Origin of the sequence: Hydrogenimonas cancrithermarum (assembly GCF_030296055.1) — a bacterium.
In the GTDB taxonomy this organism is placed as follows: Bacteria; Campylobacterota; Campylobacteria; order Campylobacterales; family Hydrogenimonadaceae; genus Hydrogenimonas; species Hydrogenimonas cancrithermarum.
On the sequence record NZ_AP027370.1, the window covers coordinates 1,561,095 to 1,580,659 of the forward strand.

General features: G+C 52.1%; 16 protein-coding genes. All 16 read left to right on the forward strand.

Going from position 1 to position 19,565, the window contains the following annotated elements; all coding sequences use genetic code 11:
* Nucleotides 1-116: 116 nt before the first annotated feature.
* The 16 genes from QUD54_RS08175 (at nt 117) to nuoN (ending at nt 19,433) form a co-directional block, all read left to right on the forward strand.
* A complete protein-coding gene (locus QUD54_RS08175; RefSeq protein WP_286336239.1) occupies nt 117-1,853 on the forward strand; it encodes an ATP-binding protein in 1,737 nt (578 codons plus the stop codon).
* Between the two features lie 286 nt (nt 1,854-2,139).
* Nucleotides 2,140-2,529: an NAD(P)H-quinone oxidoreductase subunit 3 gene (locus QUD54_RS08180; RefSeq protein ID WP_286336240.1), complete on the forward strand. Its 390-nt coding sequence runs from the start codon at nt 2,140-2,142 to the stop codon at nt 2,527-2,529.
* On the forward strand, nt 2,511-3,020 hold the full coding sequence (locus QUD54_RS08185) for a NuoB/complex I 20 kDa subunit family protein (RefSeq protein WP_286336241.1): 510 nt from the start codon (nt 2,511-2,513) through the stop codon (nt 3,018-3,020). Before QUD54_RS08180 ends, QUD54_RS08185 begins: the two co-directional genes overlap by 19 nt.
* Nucleotides 3,020-3,817, forward strand: a complete 798-nt coding sequence (locus tag QUD54_RS08190; protein ID WP_286338030.1) for an NADH-quinone oxidoreductase subunit C — start codon at nt 3,020-3,022, stop codon at nt 3,815-3,817. Before QUD54_RS08185 ends, QUD54_RS08190 begins: the two co-directional genes overlap by 1 nt.
* 10 nt (nt 3,818-3,827) lie before the next feature.
* Entirely contained in the window at nt 3,828-5,054 is a 1,227-nt protein-coding gene (gene nuoD / locus QUD54_RS08195; protein WP_286336242.1) for an NADH dehydrogenase (quinone) subunit D, read from the forward strand.
* A 13-nt stretch (nt 5,055-5,067) separates the two neighbouring features.
* On the forward strand, nt 5,068-5,298 hold the full coding sequence (locus QUD54_RS08200; RefSeq protein WP_286336243.1) for an NADH-ubiquinone oxidoreductase subunit E family protein: 231 nt from the start codon (nt 5,068-5,070) through the stop codon (nt 5,296-5,298).
* Nucleotides 5,298-7,301: an FAD-dependent oxidoreductase gene (locus tag QUD54_RS08205; RefSeq protein ID WP_286336244.1), complete on the forward strand. Its 2,004-nt coding sequence runs from the start codon at nt 5,298-5,300 to the stop codon at nt 7,299-7,301. The genes QUD54_RS08200 and QUD54_RS08205 overlap by 1 nt, the downstream gene beginning before the upstream one ends.
* Nucleotides 7,302-7,311: 10 nt before the next feature.
* Complete coding sequence (locus QUD54_RS08210) at nt 7,312-9,570, forward strand: 2Fe-2S iron-sulfur cluster-binding protein (protein WP_320051520.1); 2,259 nt, start codon at nt 7,312-7,314, stop codon at nt 9,568-9,570.
* 2 nt (nt 9,571-9,572) lie between these two features.
* Nucleotides 9,573-12,056 (forward strand): NADH-quinone oxidoreductase subunit G, encoded by a 2,484-nt coding sequence (locus tag QUD54_RS08215; RefSeq protein WP_286336246.1) that lies wholly within the window; start codon nt 9,573-9,575, stop codon nt 12,054-12,056.
* A 3-nt stretch (nt 12,057-12,059) separates the two neighbouring features.
* Nucleotides 12,060-13,055 carry an NADH-quinone oxidoreductase subunit NuoH gene (gene nuoH, locus QUD54_RS08220; RefSeq protein ID WP_286336247.1) on the forward strand — a complete coding sequence of 332 codons (996 nt, stop codon included), beginning with the start codon at nt 12,060-12,062 and terminating at the stop codon, nt 13,053-13,055.
* A 10-nt stretch (nt 13,056-13,065) separates the two neighbouring features.
* Nucleotides 13,066-13,680: an NADH-quinone oxidoreductase subunit NuoI gene (gene nuoI, locus QUD54_RS08225; RefSeq protein WP_286336248.1), complete on the forward strand. Its 615-nt coding sequence runs from the start codon at nt 13,066-13,068 to the stop codon at nt 13,678-13,680.
* 10 nt (nt 13,681-13,690) lie between these two features.
* Nucleotides 13,691-14,245 (forward strand): NADH-quinone oxidoreductase subunit J, encoded by a 555-nt coding sequence (locus QUD54_RS08230; protein WP_286336249.1) that lies wholly within the window; start codon nt 13,691-13,693, stop codon nt 14,243-14,245.
* On the forward strand, nt 14,242-14,544 hold the full coding sequence (gene nuoK / locus QUD54_RS08235; protein ID WP_286336250.1) for an NADH-quinone oxidoreductase subunit NuoK: 303 nt from the start codon (nt 14,242-14,244) through the stop codon (nt 14,542-14,544). Before QUD54_RS08230 ends, nuoK begins: the two co-directional genes overlap by 4 nt.
* A 9-nt stretch (nt 14,545-14,553) precedes the next feature.
* Nucleotides 14,554-16,410, forward strand: a complete 1,857-nt coding sequence (gene nuoL / locus QUD54_RS08240; protein WP_286336251.1) for an NADH-quinone oxidoreductase subunit L — start codon at nt 14,554-14,556, stop codon at nt 16,408-16,410.
* Nucleotides 16,411-16,419: 9 nt separating this feature from the next.
* On the forward strand, nt 16,420-17,946 hold the full coding sequence (locus QUD54_RS08245) for an NADH-quinone oxidoreductase subunit M (RefSeq protein WP_286336252.1): 1,527 nt from the start codon (nt 16,420-16,422) through the stop codon (nt 17,944-17,946).
* On the forward strand, nt 17,946-19,433 hold the full coding sequence (nuoN, locus tag QUD54_RS08250) for an NADH-quinone oxidoreductase subunit NuoN (protein ID WP_286336253.1): 1,488 nt from the start codon (nt 17,946-17,948) through the stop codon (nt 19,431-19,433). The genes QUD54_RS08245 and nuoN overlap by 1 nt, the downstream gene beginning before the upstream one ends.
* Nucleotides 19,434-19,565 lie beyond the last annotated feature (132 nt).

Below are 19,565 nucleotides of genomic sequence, written 5' to 3' on the forward strand. Positions count from 1 at the left end.
CGTTTTTTATATATTTGCCGGGCCGTTCACCGCTGAACCACTCTTCAGCCATTCCAAACATTGCGCTATAATCCATTTCAAAACCGACACTATTACTATTATGTTTTAAGGAACCTATGAAATATCTGATTGAATTTCTGCAAAACCCGGATGTCGCGAAAACGGAAATTTTCGAGCATCTCAAATGCACGGAGGATGAGGCGAAAATCCTACGCGTGATGGCGCGCCGCTATGTCGAAGGAAGCGAAGAAGTCGGCGTGATCGATCTGCTGATGGAGATTTACGGCGATGAAGCCTACGGTTATGTCATGCATATGGAGAAGATCAAAAATCTATTCGAGCTGGGCTGGCTGATGCAGAACAGCTTCCATGCCATCAAGTTCGGCGAACTTTCATCGCTGGAACTTCTGCATACGAGCGTGAGTCTCAGTGTCTCTTTTCTGAAGCTGCTCGAAAACGGAAATCTCGACCTGGCGCTCCCTGAAGTGACGCCCTATACCGACCATCTGGAATATCTGCAGGACCAGTTTTTACGCATCGACCTCTACACCAAAATGGGGTCGTCGCGCCACAATTTCAACAGTACAAGTCCCAGTGTCAGCCGTCTTCAGAACAAACTGGGCCTGCTTGAAAAGCGGATCGAGGAGCGGGTGGCGGTCACGAAAGAGCCGATCGTCGTCGAAGAGTTCTTCAAAGAGAGGGGTCTGGAACCCAAGGAGCGGCTCATATTCCTGGCGCTTCTGAAAGAGGAGTATGCCGGCGGCGAAGGAAACCTGCGGGACATGAACACTTTGATCGATCTGGTCAGTTTCGACGAGTACGACCGCTTCAAAAACAGGGCGCTTCTGGAAGAGGGAGCGAAGCTGGTTTCTGACGATATCATCGACTATGACGAGATGCTCAACCCCTTTGGTGGCATCACCCGTTCTTTTTTTATCAACGAGGAGATTCTGCACGATATCATCCACCCGCAGAAAAAGAAAAAGAGGACGAAACTCAAGCTCGATATGCTGGTTAAAGAGCAGGAGATCTTCGAACTTATCGACCCCAAAACGACACTCGACGATGTCGTTCTGCATCCGCATACACGCGAGATTCTCGACGGCCTTTTGCGCCAGATGGACAAGAAAGTGGCCCAGCGCCTCAAAGCGTGGGGTATCAAATCGAAAGCCCGCAGTATCGATGCACGCATCATCTTTTACGGCCCTCCCGGTACGGGCAAGACGATGACGGCCCTCTCTTTGGCCAAGTCGCTCAAAAAACAGGTGCTCAGTTTCGACTGTTCGAAAATTCTTTCGATGTATGTCGGCGAGAGCGAAAAGAATGTACGAAAGATCTTCGATACGTTCAAAGATCTGGCCGAAAAGTCCAAAAGCGAACCGGTACTGCTTCTCAACGAAGCGGACCAGTTCCTGAGCAGCCGAAGCACAGGGCCCGGAAGTTCGGCTGACAAGATGCACAACCAGATGCAGAACATCTTCCTCGAGCAGATCGAGCAGTTCGAGGGGATGTTGATCGCGACGACCAACCTGCTGGAAAATCTGGATACCGCCTTCTCTCGCCGCTTCAACTACAAGATTGCGTTTAAAAAACCGAATAAGCTGCAGCGGGTGGAGCTCTGGAAGAAGATGTTACCCGAACATGCACCTTATGCCCAGAGTTTCGATATCGAAAAATTGGCGGAGTTCAACCTTACCGGCGGACAGATCAACCTCATTATCAAAAATACGGCCTACCGCGTCGCCGTCAAAGAAGAGCCGCTCTTTACGACAGATGATTTCATCGCCGAGATCAAGAAGGAGCAGGGCGGAAGTTTTGAGGGCGAGGGCAAGTCGATGGGATTTCTGGTGTGAAAACCAGGTACATCTGTGAGGGCCCTGGAGGGTAAAACACCAGGGCTTCCCTTCCTAAGGGTGTAGTTTTTTTATCGTACCGCTGGAGAGAAACCGGCAGAGAGAAAATATGTATCAAAATGTACCACTTCACTTTTGCTCGTGTTTCCATGTGAAACACATTAATCTTCACAACCCTTTCAAATTTCGAAACAATCTTCATTTAAAGTTTATTTGCTAAACTACCCTAACATTGGTTTATAGACACTAAACGAAGCCTAAACAGGCTTAAACAAAGGGGTTTTTGATGACACATATGGTCGTGGATCATCCGTATTTCGGTGCCTTTATGCTGCTGCTGATCACCTTCGGTGCTTTCAGCGCGACTCTGTTTGCCGCACGGTTTGTCAGCCGTAAACTGGCACGGCTCGATACCGAGAAGCTCAAGCTCACCATCTATGAGTGCGGGCCGGAGGTTACAAAACAGCCCAACACGATTTCGGCGCAGTTCTACCTTTTCGCCCTTCTCTTCATCCTCTTCGATGTCGAGATTATCTTTATGTTTCCGTGGGCGATCGACTTTAAAGTCCTGGGATGGTTTGGATTTGCCGAAATGATTCTATTTATCGTATTGCTTGCAATCGGATTTATTTACGCATGGAAGAAAGGAGCGCTTGAATGGCACAGCATCAAGTAAACTATACACAAAGTGGCGGTCTGCCGGTCGCACTGACGACGGTCGACAAGATCCTCAACTGGGGCCGAAGCAACTCGGTCTGGGCCCTGACTTACGGGCTCGCGTGCTGTGCGATCGAAATGATGGCATCGGGTGCGAGCCGTTACGACTTCGACCGTTTCGGTACGATTTTCCGTGCCTCTCCGCGACAGGCGGACCTGATGATCGTTGCCGGCACGCTGACGAAGAAGCATGCCGAGTTCATACGCCGTCTCTATGACCAGATGACGGAGCCCAAGTGGGTCATCTCGATGGGAAGTTGCGCCAACACCGGCGGGATGTTCAACACCTACGCGACAGTACAGGGTGTCGACCGTGTCATTCCCGTCGATCTCTATCTTCCGGGCTGCGCCCCGCGCCCCGAGACATTGCAGTATGCCGTGATGCTGCTTCAGCAGAAGATTCGGCGCGAATCTGCCAACAAATCTCAAAAACCGAAAAGGCTGGTATGATGAGACCCTATACTCCCAAAGACAATGTTCAGGCGAAAGCCTACTACACCGACCGTTTCTGGGTGGCCCCGCGCGTGCCGGAAGAGCCTGTGCCCGAAGAGGGCGTCTATGCAGAAGATCTAGCGGCCGTCAAGGCGAAACATGAAGTACTCAAAGCCTACATCCAGCGTGACCAGCTCGTCATCTACATCAACCCGCAGGACAATCTGGATGTACTCCGCATTCTGAAAGAGGAGCGCTGGTACGAGATGCTCTCGGAGATGAGTGCGGTCGATTTTCTGGCCGAACGCGGCGGCTTTGAAGTCTTTTATCAGATTTTGAATCTCAATACAGCCAAACGAATCCGCGTCAAGTGTTTCGTCGACGAAAATCAGGCGGTCGAGAGCGTCAATCCCCTCTACCGCAGCGCCGATTGGGCAGAACGCGAAATGTGGGACCTGATGGGTGTCAAAGTCAACAACCATCCTTACCTCAAACGCCTCATTATGCCGGACGACTGGGAAGGCCATCCGCTGCGCAAGACCTATCCGCTCGAAGGCGACGAATTCGCACAGTGGTACGAAGTCGACAAAATCTTCGGAAAAGAGGCACGCGATATCATCGGGCCGGAAAATCGCGATCCTGCGCGTATCGACCGCTACGACACCGAACGCTTCGCACGTCTGGGGCATGAGGTACCGAAAGGTGCTCCGGTCGACGAAGGTGCAGCGGCACCGGTTCAGTACCAGGAGGAAGAGGGTGTCTTCCTGATCGAAAAATTCAACAAAGCGCCAAAAGTGCTTGACAAGAGAAAGTAAGGGGACGCGGATGCAACAAACCAACAAACTACGACCGTTTTTCGAAAACCTGGAGTTCGAACGCGAAGACAACCATATGGTGATCAACTTCGGACCGCAGCACCCCTCCGCACACGGACAGCTTCGCCTGATTCTTGAACTCGACGGTGAGCAAGTGGTTCGCGCGGTTCCCGATATCGGCTATCTGCACCGCGGGATGGAGAAGATGGCGGAGAATATGATCTACAACGAGTTCCTGCCAACGACCGACCGTATGGACTACATCGCCGCGACCTCGAACAACTACGGTTTCGCCTTGGCGGTCGAAAGACTGATCGGCCTCGAAGTACCGCGTCGTGCGCAGGTGATCCGTACGATCCTGCTGGAACTCAACCGCATCATCTCACACCTCTTCTGGCTGGCGACACATGCCCTCGACGTCGGCGCGATGAGTGTCTTCCTCTACTGTTTCCGAGAGCGCGAGTTCGCGATGGACTTGATGGAAGATTACTGCGGAGCGCGTTTGACCCATTCAGCCGTACGTATCGGCGGCGTGCCGCTCGATCTTCCGGAAGGATGGCTCGGCGCATTGGCGAAATTCGTCAATGAACTTCCGGGCAACATCAAAGATTACGAAGATCTTCTGACGGAAAACCGCATCTGGCGTATGCGCCTCGAAGGTGTCGGCGTCGTCGACCAGGAGATGGCGAAGAGCTGGGGATGTACGGGCATTATGCTGCGGGGAAGCGGCATCGAGTACGACATCCGCAAAGAGGAGCCGTACGAGCTCTATGGCGAACTCGAATTCGACATTCCGGTGACCGACAGCTGCGACAGCTACGGCCGCTACAAGCTCTATATGGAAGAGATGCGGCAGTCGGTCCGTATCATCCAGCAACTGATCGCGATGTACGACGATACACCGCCGGAATTGATGGCCCACGCACCGCAGTATATCTCTGCGCCGAAAGAGGACATCATGACGCAGAACTATTCGCTCATGCAGCACTTCGTTCTCGTCACACAGGGGATGCGACCGCCGGTTGGGGAAGTCTACGTTCCGACCGAAAGCCCCAAAGGGGAACTCGGCTTCTACATCAATTCGCAGGGCGACCCATATCCGTATCGGCTGAAAGTAAGGGCACCGAGTTTCTGGCACTGCGGTATTTTGCAGGATCTTCTGCCGGGTACCTATATCGCCGATATCGTCACGATTATCGGTAATACCAACATCGTCTTCGGCGAAATCGATAGATAAAAGGGGAGAGAGTATGGTACGTTACGATTTACGCCATCTTCATGATGATTTTTACGACAGAATGATGGAACTGTTGGAGACAAAGACGCAGGTCGGCGAGGTTGCGATTTTCCTGTTCGAGATCGGCGACTTCAGCCCGATTCAGAAAACTGCGGACATGGTCAAGGAAGCTGGACATGAGTTGCTCAACTCGCTCAAGTTCAACGAAGCCGACTGGACCATCGTGGTGAGAAGGAAAAAGTAGTGGCCCGAGTGGTTTTCTCGACCTGGCGCGGTGAGTTTATCGACAACCGCGGCAAACCCGAAGAGGAGTGGGTTGAGTCGACATACAAACTGCCGGAGCAGTACGAAGCGGACCGTAACGCCAAAGCCTTTATCGGCTGGGACGGATTCGCCATATTCGACGAAGCGGTCGATGTCGTACGCCTGGGCACCGAGTATGCGGCGACCTACCAGAAGTATTCGGAAGCGTGCGGCCGTTGCGCGCCGGGTCGATGGGGTGGACGTATTTTGTACGACCTGATGGACAAAATCGCCCGCGGCGAAGGGGAAGCGAGCGATCTCGAGCATCTCAAAGATGTGTCGCGTACGATGATGGAGACATCCAAGTGTGAAATCGGACGGACGGTTCCCAAACCGCTTCTGGATATGATGGAGCACTACCATGACACTTTTATGGATCTCATCGAAAACAAGAAGCCGAGCAAAGATTATCATCTCGAAGAGGTGAACTACATCGCGAAAGTGACGGCACCATGTATGGATGCCTGTCCTACGCATGTCGACATTCCCGCCTATATCGAGGGGGTTCGTGACTTGCGTTACGACGACTCGCTCAAAGCGACGCGTCAGACGATGCCGCTTGCACATACCTGCGGCCGTGTCTGTCCGCATCCGTGTGAAGACGAGTGCCGCCGGGCCAATCTCGACGAGCCGATCTCGATTATGGAGCTCAAGCGTCTCGGCGCCGACTATGAAACCGACCACGGGCTCGAGTGGCTGCATCCCAAGGAGCCGGCGAAAGAGAAGATCGACAAAAAAGTGGCGATCGTCGGTGCGGGCCCTGCGGGCCTTACGGCAGCCTACTATCTCGGCCTCGAAGGGATTCAGTGCGACGTCTATGAAGAGTTGCCTGTTCTTGGCGGTGAAGTGGCTGTCGGTGTTCCTGAATACCGAATGCCGGTCGATCGCTACAACAAAGATATCGAATTGGCAAAAAGTGTCGGCACCAACTTCATCATGAACACCAGAGTCGATGCCGATATGCTCCGCAAATTCGACGAAGAGTACGACGCGACGCTGCTGTCGTTCGGGACACGTCTGAGCAAGAAGGTACGGGCGAAGAACGAACGCGAAGATATGCCGGGCTACTGGGGCGCGATCAGTTTCCTCGACGAGATAAACCTCTATGTCAAATACGGGATCGGAAAGCCGGTCGATCTGACAGGCAAGACGGTTGTCTGTGTCGGTGGTGGTTTCACCTCGATGGATGTCGTGCGCTGTTCGATCCGTGCCAATGCGGAAAAGGTGATCATGCTCTATCGCCGCGACGAGAAGACGATCATTCGCAACACGACGTATGAAGAGTACCATGAAGCGGTCGAAGAGGGTGTCGAGTTCATCTTCCACTCGGCGGTCGAAGAGATCATCGAAGATGAAAATGGGCGTTTGAAGGCACTCAAGTGCAACCGTTTCGAACTGGTACCCGATCCGGATGGCGGGCGCCCACAGTTGGTCAAGATCGAAGGCGCCGATTTCATCATCGAGTGCGATTTCCTGATTCCTGCCGTCAGCCAGGCTGCGGACCTGAGCCTGCTTCCGGAAGAGTGGGAGCTCGAGCTTACCAGTTGGGGAACGCTCAAAACGAACGGCCGTGACTATATGACGAGCCGCAAAGGCCTCTTTGCGGCCGGTGATTGCGAGTACGGCCCGATGACGATCGTCAATGCCGTCGGTCAGGCGAAGCGTGCCGCTTCCGTAATTTCGCGCTATGTCAAAACGGGTGAAATTACCCTGACGGACGAAGAGATCATGGAAGATCATCTGCGAAAACTGCGTGTCTATGACAAAAACGAGAAGGTAACTGGTTGGCTGCCCGGACTTCCGCGGCAGGTTAGCGAAAAACTTTCGGTCGAAGAGCGCCGCGACAATAACCGCGAGGTCAACCTTGGTTTTACGCAGGAAGAGGCGATCGCCGAAGCAGAACGCTGCATGCGATGCTACTATATCGCGATGACGGCTGTATAAGGAAATGTCCATGATTACATTGACAATCGACGGCCAGAAAATCGAAGCTAAAAAGGGTGAAACGATCCTGCAGGCAGCACGCCGTGCGGGACTCTACATTCCGACGATGTGCTACCTGAGCAAAGTGAAGCCGATCGCTTCCTGCCGGCTTTGTGTCGTGGAGGTGAAAGGGGCGGATGGGTTTATCCTCAGCTGCCAGGCACCTGTGCTCGACGGGATGGAGGTTCGGACCAATTCACCCGAACTCTTCGGCCACCGTCAGAACATTATGAAGCTATACGATGTCAACCATCCGCTCGAATGCGGCGTCTGTGACAAGAGCGGAGCGTGCGATCTTCAGAACAAGACGCTCGAGTTCGGTGTCGACAGCCAGGAGTTTTCGGCGAAAGAGCACAAGCGCGACCTACGCAAATGGGAGTTCATCGGCTACGACGAGTCGCTTTGTATTTTGTGTGAAAAGTGTGTGCATGTCTGTAACGAAGTGATCGGTGACGATGCGATCGAGATCTATTTCGGGGGCTACAATTCACGCATTCAGCCAAAGGGAACCGAAGAGCTCGAGTGTACCAACTGCGGCGAGTGTGTGGCTGTATGTCCGGTCGGTGCACTGATCAGTACCGACTTCCAGTACAAAGCCAATGCCTGGGAGCTCGAGAAGATTCCGGCCAGTTGTGCCCACTGCAGTGCAGGATGTGCACTCAACTACGAGCGCAAATATGCCGGAACGTGCGAAGCGGGCGAGCAGAAGCTCTACCGTGCCACAAACGAGTTCGAGTTTTCGACACTCTGCGGTGCGGGGCGCTTTGGATTCGACTTTGAAAACCATGTGCAAGGCAAAGACAAAGAGTCGTTTGAAAAAGCGATCGAAGCTTTTAAAAAAGCCGATACGATACGCTTTACGAGCCGCATCACCAACGAAGAGGCAATGATTTTGCAGAAGCTCAAAGAGAAGCACGGCTACAAACTTCTCAACGAAGACGCGAGAAACTATCAAAGATTCCTCGAAAGCTATGCGACGATGAGCGGTAAGACCCTCTTCAACGGTTCGCTCGAATCATTGGCCGACGCCGACGGTGTGATCGTGATGGGTTCGCGCATCCTGACCGACAACCCTGCGGTACGCTATCACATCACGATGGCTTCCAAGCGTCATAACGCGCGTGTCGTCTATATGCATCCGATGGAAGACAAACAGATGCAAAATGTCGTGACACAGTTTGTGAAATACGAAGTCGGTACCGAAGAGGGCGTGCTTGCGATGCTTGCCAAGACTATGCTCGAAGGCAAAGTCGACGTCAAGAAGATCGAGAGTTTCCTGAACGATCTGGACGAAGGGTATCTCAGTGCCGAGAGCAATGTCGGTGAAGAGGAACTCGAAGCGGTCAAAAAATCGCTGGCACGATGCAAGCGTATCGCCCTCGTGATCGGTGAAGACTGCATCAATCATCCGAGAGCCGAACAGATCGCGCGTCTTGCGGCACTCTTCGAACGCTTTGGCGGGGTCAGCGTACTGCCGGTTGCACCCAAGACCAATTCACTTGGGGTCGCCCTTGTCTGCGATCTGGATGAGAAAGCGGGAAATTACACGATTGGCTACAATGCACCGGGAGATTTCGTACTCAGTTCTCTGGGAGAGGGCGATCTGGACATGCCGGCGCTCAACCAGCAGGAGGGAACGTTCACCACGCTTGACAAGCGTGTCGTGCCGACCAATGTGGCCCTGCCGTTTCATGGATACGTTCTCAACGATATCGCGATCGAATTGGGTGTCGAAGCACGCTATACGATCGACTATACAGAGCAGTTGCCTCAGGAGAAGGGATTCGAAACCGTACGATTCGACGACATCCCATACTACTTCAGCAACAAAGAGGGTGAAGTACGCGGGTATGAGCTCAAGAGAATGAAACATTCAGTCGATTCGACGCTCGAAGAGGTGGCGGACCTTCCGGAGTTCAACGGGGCGATTCTCTACCGTTGCGATCCGGTACTGCAGTTCGGTCCGCAAACCTATCGTGCATCGCAGTTGAGCAAAGAGGAACCGGTTCTGTTCGGTTCACAACAGTTTGCGATGGCCGCGAAACTGAAAGAGGGGATGCGGGTCAAGTTGCATGTTGGGGGAGTCGAGATGGAGCGTGTGTTTAAAATCGACCCAGACCTGAAGGGTACGATCGCGCTCAATCCGACCTTTGACTTGGGATTAAGAGAAGATTTGCTATCTTCAATCTATCGATACAGCCAAAGCAAAATTGAAGTAGTGGGACAATAACTATGAGTGATATTACGATCAAGATAGACGGGAAAGAGTGTAAGACGAAAGAGGGCGAGTATATCCTCAACGTCGCACGCGCCAACGACATTTTCATCCCAGCCATCTGCTACCTGACACGTTGCAGTCCGACCCTGGCCTGCCGTATCTGTCTGGTGGAGGCCGACGGAAAGCAGGTTTACGCCTGTAACGCCAAAGCCAAAGACGGTATGGAAATTACGACGCTGACCGAAAATATCGCAGCGGAGCGCCGTGCGATCATGGAGGTCTACGACGTCAACCATCCGCTCGAGTGCGGCGTATGCGACCAGTCGGGCGAGTGCGAACTGCAGAACTACACGCTCGAAATGGGTGTCGACCAACAGCATTATGCCATTCGAGACACCCATCGTGTGGCGCAGGATTGGGGACTTATCCACTACGATCCGGCACTTTGCATCGTCTGTGAACGGTGTGTGACGGTCTGCAAGGATATGATCGGCGATGCGGCACTCAAAACGGTTCCGCGCGGTGGTGATCCACTCGACAAAGAGCTCAAGAGCGAGATGCCCAAAGACGCCTATGCGATGTGGAACAAGCTCAACAAGTCGCTCATCGGCCCGACGACGGGTGAGACACTCGAGTGTACCGACTGCGGTGAGTGTATTGCGGTCTGTCCGGTCGGTGCGCTTGTCAGCAGCGATTTCCAGTACACGTCCAACGCATGGGAGCTCAACTCCATTCCTGCCGCCTGTGCCCACTGCAGTGCCGGATGCCATCTCTATTACGATGTCAAGCACACCAGTATCGACAACCCCGAACCGAAGATCTATCGTGTCAAAAACGAGTGGAACTACGTTTCGCTTTGCGGAGCGGGACGTTTTGGCTACGACTTCGAAAACCGCACCGAAGGCAAGGACGAAGCGGCTTTCGACAAAGCGATCGAAGCCTTCAAAAAGGCGGACACAATCCGCTTTTCATCGGTCATCACCAATGAAGAGGCACTGATTTTACAGCGGCTGAAAGAGAAACATGGCTACAAGCTTGTCAATGAGGATGCAAGACGCTTTCAGAAGTTTATGGAAACCTTCTCCAAAACGGCGGGAAGCACGCTCTACAGTGGCGATCTGAACGACGTCCACCACAGCGATTTCGTCGTCAGCATCGGTTCTCAGCTCAAAAGTGACAATCCCCGTGCGAGATTTGCGTTTAACAACGCCATCAAGATGAACAAGGGGGCGGGGCTCTACTTCCATCCGGTCAAAGATCCGGTCGTCGAAAGCTTCGGTAAAAATCTGATTTGCATCAACCACAAACCCGGTCTCGAAGAAGCGGCAATGTATCTGATTCTCGACCTCTTCGGCAACAAAGAGACCCTACCGAAAGAGGTTGTGAAATATTTGGCGTCTTTTCACAAAAAAGGAAAGAAGACCATCGAAGAGACGATCAAGGAGAAAGTAACCGAAACCGTTACGAAGAAGGTCAAAGACGAAGAGACGGGCGAAGAGAAAGAGGTAACCGAAGAGGTGACCAAAATGGTTCCGAAAAAGGTCAAAAAAGAGATCAACGTCGATGTGAACGGACTCCTCGATATTCTGGGGGCGCCGGAGGATTTCGATGACAAAATGGTCAAGATGCTTGCGAAAAAAGAGAAGTTCTCCATTATTCTGGGCGAAGACCTGTTCGATCATCCGAAAGCGGAGAATCTCGCGAAACTTGCCGGACTTATCGAACAGCATACGAACTTCAGCGTCGTGATCCTGCCGAGCAAAACCAATACGCTGGGTGTCAGCCTCATCTGCGATCTCGACGACGAAGCGGGTGATTTTGTTATCGGCTACAACGCTAAGGGCGATTTCGTACTGAGTGCGAGCGGAGAGGGCGATCTCGACATGCCTGCGCTCAACCAACAGGAAGGAACGCTGACGATTGCCGACAAACGTGTCGTTCCGACCAATGTCGCACTCGGATACAAAGGTTACGTTCTAAACGACCTGGGCAATGCACTGGGGCTCGAGGCCAGGTTGACCGTCGATTACACTATGGCATTGCCGGAAGAGAAAGGGTTCAAACCTCTCGAATTCGACGATCTTCCGAACCACTACACCAACAGCGGCGAAGAGGTACGGGGATATCGTCTCGAGGCGAAAAAAGTACGCCGCATCAAAACCACTGTCGAAAAGTTCGATAAAGCGTCGGGAATGGAGGGTGAAATCGCCTACCGATGCAATCCCGTGCTCCAGTTCAGCGAGTTCACCAAGAGAGCACATGAGATCGCGACCGAAGCGAAACTCTATGTATCACCCGAAAAACTCGAAGCGCTCGGTCTCAACGAAGGAGACAAAGTACGCATAACGCTACCCGGCGGTACGGTTGAACTTCCGGTCCAGGCCGACAAGTTTATCGGTGGAGAGATTGTCATGGTGCCGGATTTCGATCCGGACATCGAAGCGGGCAGACTCTTTGCATCCAATCGATTCCAAAACGTAAACGTAGAAAAGGTGTAAGCCATGACATTAACAGAATTTGTAATCGCAACGATTGTCAAGATCCTTGTCGTGCTGGGTCTCTTCTCGGCACTTGCAGGGTTCGGAACCTATCTCGAGCGTAAGATCCTGGCCTTCATGCAGCGACGACTCGGGCCGATGCATGTCGGTCCGTACGGCTTGCTTCAGGTCCTGGCAGACGGTATCAAACTCTTCACGAAAGAGGATATCGTTCCCCAAAACTCCGTCAAACCGATCTTTATGATTGCGCCGATCATCGGTGCGGCGACGGCTTTCATCGCCCTCGCGGCGGTTCCGCTTCTTCCGGAATTCACGATCTTCGGCGTGACGATCCATCCGATCATCGCGGATATCAACGTCGGGGTACTCTTCGTACTGGGCGTTATGGCGAGCGGCCTTTTCGCTCCGCTTCTTGCCGGTATGGCGAGTGCGAACAAATGGGGACTTCTGGGAGCGGCCCGTACGGCGATTCAGCTGCTGAGTTACGAAGTCGTTACGGGACTGAGTATCCTCGCTCCGCTGATGCTGGTCGGTTCACTCTCTTTGATCGATATCAACAACTATCAAGTGGGCGGTTTTACCGACTGGATCGTCTGGAAGCAGCCGGTAGCGTTCGTGCTCTTTCTCATCGCGGGATTCGCGGAAACCAACCGAACGCCGTTCGACCTTCTCGAACATGAAGCGGAGATCGTCTCCGGTTATGCGACGGAATATTCGGGCATGCGCTGGGGGATGTTCTTTATCGGAGAGTATGCGAACATGATTACGCTCGGCTTCCTGGCCAGCCTTCTGTTCTTGGGCGGTTTCAACGATTGGGGATTCATCCCGGGAGGATTGGCGATCGTGCTGAAAGTGACGTTCATATTCTTCTTCTTCCTGTGGACACGCGCTGCCTGGCCGCATGTGCGACCGGATCAGTTGATGTGGCTCTGTTGGAAAGTGTTGATGCCGATCGCTGTAATTAACGTTGTCGTTACCGGCATCGTATTGATGATGTAAGGGGGAGAGAATGAGTCTGGAACAGTTCAAAGATAGAAACGTTATGCAAAACTACACCTATATTCCGGTGGACAAGCCGCCGGTCAAGTCGATGGATAAATTCAAACAGGTCGTCAAGCGAACCTTCAAGGGTGAACTTTTCGTCGGCCTTTGGGTCGTTTTTCGTGAAATGGTCAAGTTCAATATCCATACGGTGAAGTATCCGCTGGAGAAACTTCCGATCTCTCCCCGGTACCGCGCGGTACACAAGCTCTACCGGCTGCTTGAGAGCGGCTACGAGCGCTGTATCGGATGCGGGCTGTGCGAAAAGATATGTATCGCCAACTGTATCCGAATGGACACTCGATACGATGAAAATCAGCGTAAAGAGGTAACGGAATACACGATCAACCTGGGCCGATGTATCTTCTGCGGCTACTGTGCAGAGGTGTGCCCCGAGCTTGCGATCGTTCATGGGCCTCGCTATGAGAACGCCAGTGAGCAGCGTGCGCACTTCGTACTGAAAGAGGACATGCTCACACCACTCGACTTTCTGAAAGAAGGCAAGCAGGAAGAGTTCCCAGGATTCGGCGCTGTCAGCCCCAACGCGGATGAGCGTATCAAGAAAACGCCGTTGGCGTATTAAGGATTGGATAATGTTTGAAGCAATAGCATTTTATCTCTTCAGTGCGGTTACGATCGTCATGTTCTGGATCACCGTGATGAGCAAAAATGCACTCTACTCGATGAGTGCACTGGCTGCGGGGATGATTATGATTTCCGGGTTTTTCTTTCTGCTCGATGCCGATTTTTTGGGTGTCGTACAGATTATCGTCTATACGGGCGCAGTGATGGCACTGTATGCTTTCGGAATGATGTTCTTCGATACGACACGTGAAGTCAAAGAGAATATCCGCGCGCCGAAACTGGTTTTTCTACTCAGTGGCATGACGGCGTTGCTGCTTGTCATCGCGTTTGTCGCTCCGATCGTTTCCGACCATATTCAAGCGCTCTATCCGATGGCGGAAGGGGTTGAAAACCCTCAGGCGGTAGGTGTCGTTCTCTTTACCAAATATCTCGTACCGTTCGAAGTAGCGGCGGTGATGCTGTTGGTCGCGATGATCGCCGGAATCATCCTGGCAGGCAAAAAGATGGATGAGAGCCTTACGCTCAAAATCGAAGACGAATTTCAAGAAAAGGGTGCCAAATGATTACACTCAGTCACTACCTGATCCTTTCGGCCATACTCTTTTGTATCGGTTTGATCGGTGTCTACCGCAGAAAGAATCTGCTGTTGCTGCTCTTTTCGACGGAAATTCTGCTTAACGCGGTCAACATCGGGTTTGCAGCGATCTCAAAGTTTTACGGCGACCTGACCGGTCAGATGTTCGCTTTCTTCATCGTCGCCGTCGCGGCGAGTGAAGTAGCTGTCGGTCTGGGTCTGATGATAGTCTGGTACAAGCGCCGCGGTACGCTTGATCTCGATTCTATGCAGTCGATGCACGGGTAAAGGAAGCACATGGAAACATATCTTTATATTGCACTGTTTGCTCCGCTTGTCGGATCACTCTTTGCAGCAATTTTCGCTGACAAGCCGAAAACTCTCGTTACAGGGATCGCGACATCGACACTGCTGTTTGTTTCGTGGATCAGCTCCGTTGTACTGTTGATGCATGTCGTGCACGGCGAAGTCGTACACGTCAAGATGATGGATTGGATCCACGCGGGTGGACTCTATATTCCGTTCGGATTTGTGGTTGACCAGGTTACCGCGACGATGATGTTCGTCGTCACGACCGTTTCGACTGTCGTCCATGTCTATTCGATCGGTTATATGGACCATGATCGTTCGTTCAACCGATTCTTCGCGTGGCTTTCCGCTTTCGTCTTTTCGATGATGGTTCTGGTCATGAGCGACAACTTCGCGGGTCTGTTTATCGGATGGGAAGGCGTCGGCCTCTGCTCCTGGGCATTGATTGGATTCTGGTACGAGCGCGAAAGTGCGTCATGGGCTGCGAACGAAGCGTTTATCATGAACCGCATCGCGGACCTCGGCATGCTTATCGGCATCTTCCTTGTCTACTGGAACTTCGGAAGTCTCCAGTATGATGAAGTCTTCGCGCAGGTCGACCAGATGGACAGTACGATCCTGATGATGACGACGGCGTTTCTCTTTATCGGTGCCATGGGTAAATCGGCGCAGTTCCCTTTACATACATGGCTCGCCGATGCGATGGAGGGCCCGACACCGGTCTCCGCACTTATCCATGCCGCGACGATGGTTACGGCGGGTGTCTATCTTGTCATTCGTGCCAATCCTCTCTACAGCGCCGTTCCCGAAGTGAGTCTTTTCGTGGCGAGTCTCGGAGCGTTCGTCGCGATTTTCGCTGCTTCGATGGCACTGGTCAATCGAGACCTGAAACGTATTATCGCCTACTCGACACTGTCGCAGCTCGGCTATATGTTCGTCGCGGCAGGAATCGGCGCCTACTGGGTGGCTCTTTTCCACCTTATGACACATGCCTTCTTCAAAGCGCTTCTCTTCCTGGGTGCCGGTAACGTCATGCATGCAATGGATGACGAACTCGATATCTTCAAGATGGGTGGACTCGCGAAGAAGATGCGATGGACGATGATCCTGATGACGCTGGCATCCTTGGCGCTTGCAGGGATCTATCCGTTTGCCGGCTTCTTCTCGAAAGACAAGATTCTGGAAGCGGCCTTCGCGACCGACCACTATGTTCTCTGGACCGTATTGTGGGTGACAGCGGGTTTGACGGCATTCTACAGCTTCCGACTCGTCATGCTCGTCTTTTTCGGTGAAGAACGATACAAAATATTCGGTTTCCATCCGCATGAAGCTTACAGGTTCGTTCTCTGGGCGATGGCACCACTTGCCGTACTCGCCGTGATCGCAGGATTTTTCGAGCACGATTTCGTTCATATGATCTCGTATGTACTTCCGATCGAGGAGTACCATGTTTCGACTGCGACGTTCTGGATTCTCGTTGCCGTGACAATGGGTATCGCATTGACGGGTATCGCGGTCGCTGTGTACAAATATGGAAAAGGCGGTTTCAGCAAGAAGTGGGAAGAGACTTTCATCTACAAACTGCTTTTCAACCAGTATTACATTCCGAAGATTTACAACGATTTCATCTGTAAACCCTATGGTGAACTCTCGAGAATCTTCTGGAAAGACCTCGATCTCAGAGTCGTGGATGCAACCGTCGACTTCATCGCGACGACGATTTACAAATCCGGTATGGTTTCCCGCGTCGTTCAAAGCGGTAACCTTTCAAACATGCTGCGCTGGATGGGAGTGGGTCTGCTCATTCTGCTGCTTGCAGCCATCTTTTACAGTCCCGTGCGTTAAGGAGTAGGTATGGATCACATTTTATCAGTCTTGGTTTTCTTCCCGGTGGTTGCCGGGCTGCTTGGCTTTGTCGTCTCAAAAGAGTCGATCCGGGCATACGGTATATCGGTGGCTGCGATTGAATTCCTGCTCTCGTTGTGGCTCTGGTTCAGTTTCGACGGAAGTTATCCTGGAATGCAGTTCGTGGAGATTCTTCCGCTCATTCCGAGTTTTGGCATAAGCTACTATCTCGGTGTGGACGGCATCTCTTTGTTCATCGTCGTTCTTTCAACCTTTATCACGCTGATCGGGCTTATCGCGCTCAGTATCGAAAAAGATCTCAAAAACATGATCATATCGCTCCTCTTTCTCGAGATGACGATGGTGGGTGTATTTCTCTCTCTGGATGCGATACTTTTCTACGTATTCTGGGAACTCTCGCTCGTTCCGATGCTCTATATCATCGGTGCATGGGGCGGTGAGCTGAGAATCTACGCCGCGATCAAGTTTTTTCTCTACACCTTCGCCGGTTCGCTTATCATGCTGGTCGGTATGCTGGTCATGGCCTATCTCTATTACCAGGCAACAGGTGTCTGGAGTTTCGCGATTACGGAATGGCATCGTCTGATTTTGCCGATGAATTACCAGATCTGGCTTTTCATCGCCTTTTTCATCGGCCTCGCGATCAAGGTTCCAATGTTCCCGTTCCATACATGGCTTCCGTATGCACACGGACAGGCACCGACGATCGGTTCGGTCATTCTTGCAGCCGTTTTGCTTAAAATGGGTACTTACGGCCTTGTACGTCTGCCGCTTCCAATGTTTCCAGATGCTTCGGTCTACATGATCTATCCTGTCGCGATCCTGTCGCTCATCATGATCATCTATACCGCGATGGTCGCCTACGCACAGGAGGACATGAAACAGGTCATCGCCTACAGTTCCGTTTCTCATATGGGTGTCATCGTTCTGGGAACGTTCGCGATGAATCCCGAAGGAATTGCCGGCTCGGTATTCTTCATGCTTAGCCATGGTATCGTCAGTGGAGCGCTCTTCATGCTCGTCGGAGTCATTTACGACAGACGCCACACGAAACTGATGAGCGAGTTTGGCGGCCTGGCGAAAGTGATGCCTCGCTATGCGACGATCATGGGTATCATGGTCATGGCGTCCGTCGGCCTTCCGCTTACGATGAGTTTCGTCGGTGAGTTCCTGAGCCTCGCGGGCTTCTATCAGGTATCGCATACGATGACGATTCTGGCGGGGACCAGTATCATACTCGGTGCCGTCTATATGTTGACGCTCTACAAGAAGTCTTTCTTCGGCGACGTCGTACACGAAAAGAACAAAGATCTCAAAGATCTGAACGGAAAAGAGAGCATGGCGCTCTGGTCACTCGTACTTGTCACTGTCTGGTTGGGTGTCTATCCGAAACCGGTCCTCGAACCGATCAACACGAGTGTCGAATCACTCGTTTCATTTATGCATAAAAAAGCGATTACCGATGAAGCCAAAAGCGTGATCAAACCGACGGTAATCAAAAGGGAGGCGGAATAATGTTAGAGCCAATTTCAGTCAGCATGGAGACACTGAACCTCGGTACGCTGGCCCCGATGCTCGTAGCGATTGTCGGTGCATTGGGAATTCTGATCATCGATCTGATCAAGAAAGATCTCGACAAGACACTCTATGTCATGTTGAGTGTCCTGATTCTCTTTGTCGATTTGGGCGTCGTCTTCGGCCAAAGAATCGGAGAGCGCGGCTTTTTCGACGTGATGTTGATCGACGGACTTGCCGTCCTTTCGCAGATCATCATTCTGGCGGCATCGATGATGTTCATTCCGCTTGCACTGACATCCAAGCGATTCCACGAATACAGCTATCCGGAGTTTTTCGCACTCTTCCTCTTCATGGTAGCAGGATTCCAATTCATGGTCGCCAGCGACAACCTGATTCTTATCTTCGTCGGTTTGGAGACGGCAAGCCTCGCGCTCTATACGTTGATCGCGTTGCACAACCGTGAAAAATCTTTCGAGGCTGCCATCAAGTATTTCGTGATGGGTGCGCTCGCCGCCGGCTTCTACGTCATGGGTGCGATGATTTTTTACGCGCTTACGGGAAGTGTCGAGCTTTACAAGATTTCCGAAGTCCTGGCAGAGGGTGGATTCGCCAACATGACGATCCTCCTCGTAGGTGTCGCCTTTATGATCGCGGCACTCGGTTTCAAACTTTCCATGGTTCCTTTCCATACATGGACCCCGGATGTCTACGAAGGTGCGAGTGCCGCGTTGGCGGGGTACATGTCTGTCGTTCCGAAAATCGCCGGTTTTGTCGTTGCGATGAGGGTTTTCGAAATGCTCATTCACAGCGATGTCGTCTGGATGCGCGACATTCTCTACGCTGCCGTGGTCATCACGATGACGATGGCGAATATCATGGCGCTCGTGCAGCACGATGTCAAGCGAATGCTCGCGTTCAGCTCAATTTCGCACGCTGGATTCGTCATGGCGGCGATCATGATTGGAACGACACAGGCCAACAGTGCACTCTTCCTTTACTGGATCCTTTTCCTCTTTACCAACCTCGGTGCCTTCGCAATGCTGTGGGTTTCACGTCACAAAGCGTCGATATGGGATTCACGATACGACCATCCGTATCAGAAGTTTTCCGGTATGATCAAAATCATGCCTGTGGGTGCGGTCGTGATGGCTCTATTCATGCTCTCACTGGCCGGTGTTCCTCCCTTTTCGCTCTTTTGGGGAAAACTTTATGTGATGAGTGCCGCGGTAAACAGCGACTATATCGTCCTTGCACTCATCATGGCGGTCAACAGTGCGATTTCAGCCTACTACTATCTGAAGTTGATCGTCTACATGTTCCTCAAAGATCCGGCGGAAAACGAAGGGACGGTCTATATGCGTAACGCATCCAAACCGCTTCAGACGATCATCGGTTTCTCCGTATTTCTTACGGTATTTGCGGTGTTGGCGGTCGATCCTATGCTGGAGTTCATTACGACATATGTTCAGTCGAGCGGCTTTTAAGCCCTCTCTGAACGGAGCAGGAGTCAAGTATTTCATTTCGGCTTATCCTCTCCCTACTTCTTTTCAGTCTATCGCTGAACGCGCTGACAGTCAATCTCAAACGGGGCATTGAAAAAAACAAGAGTTATGTCA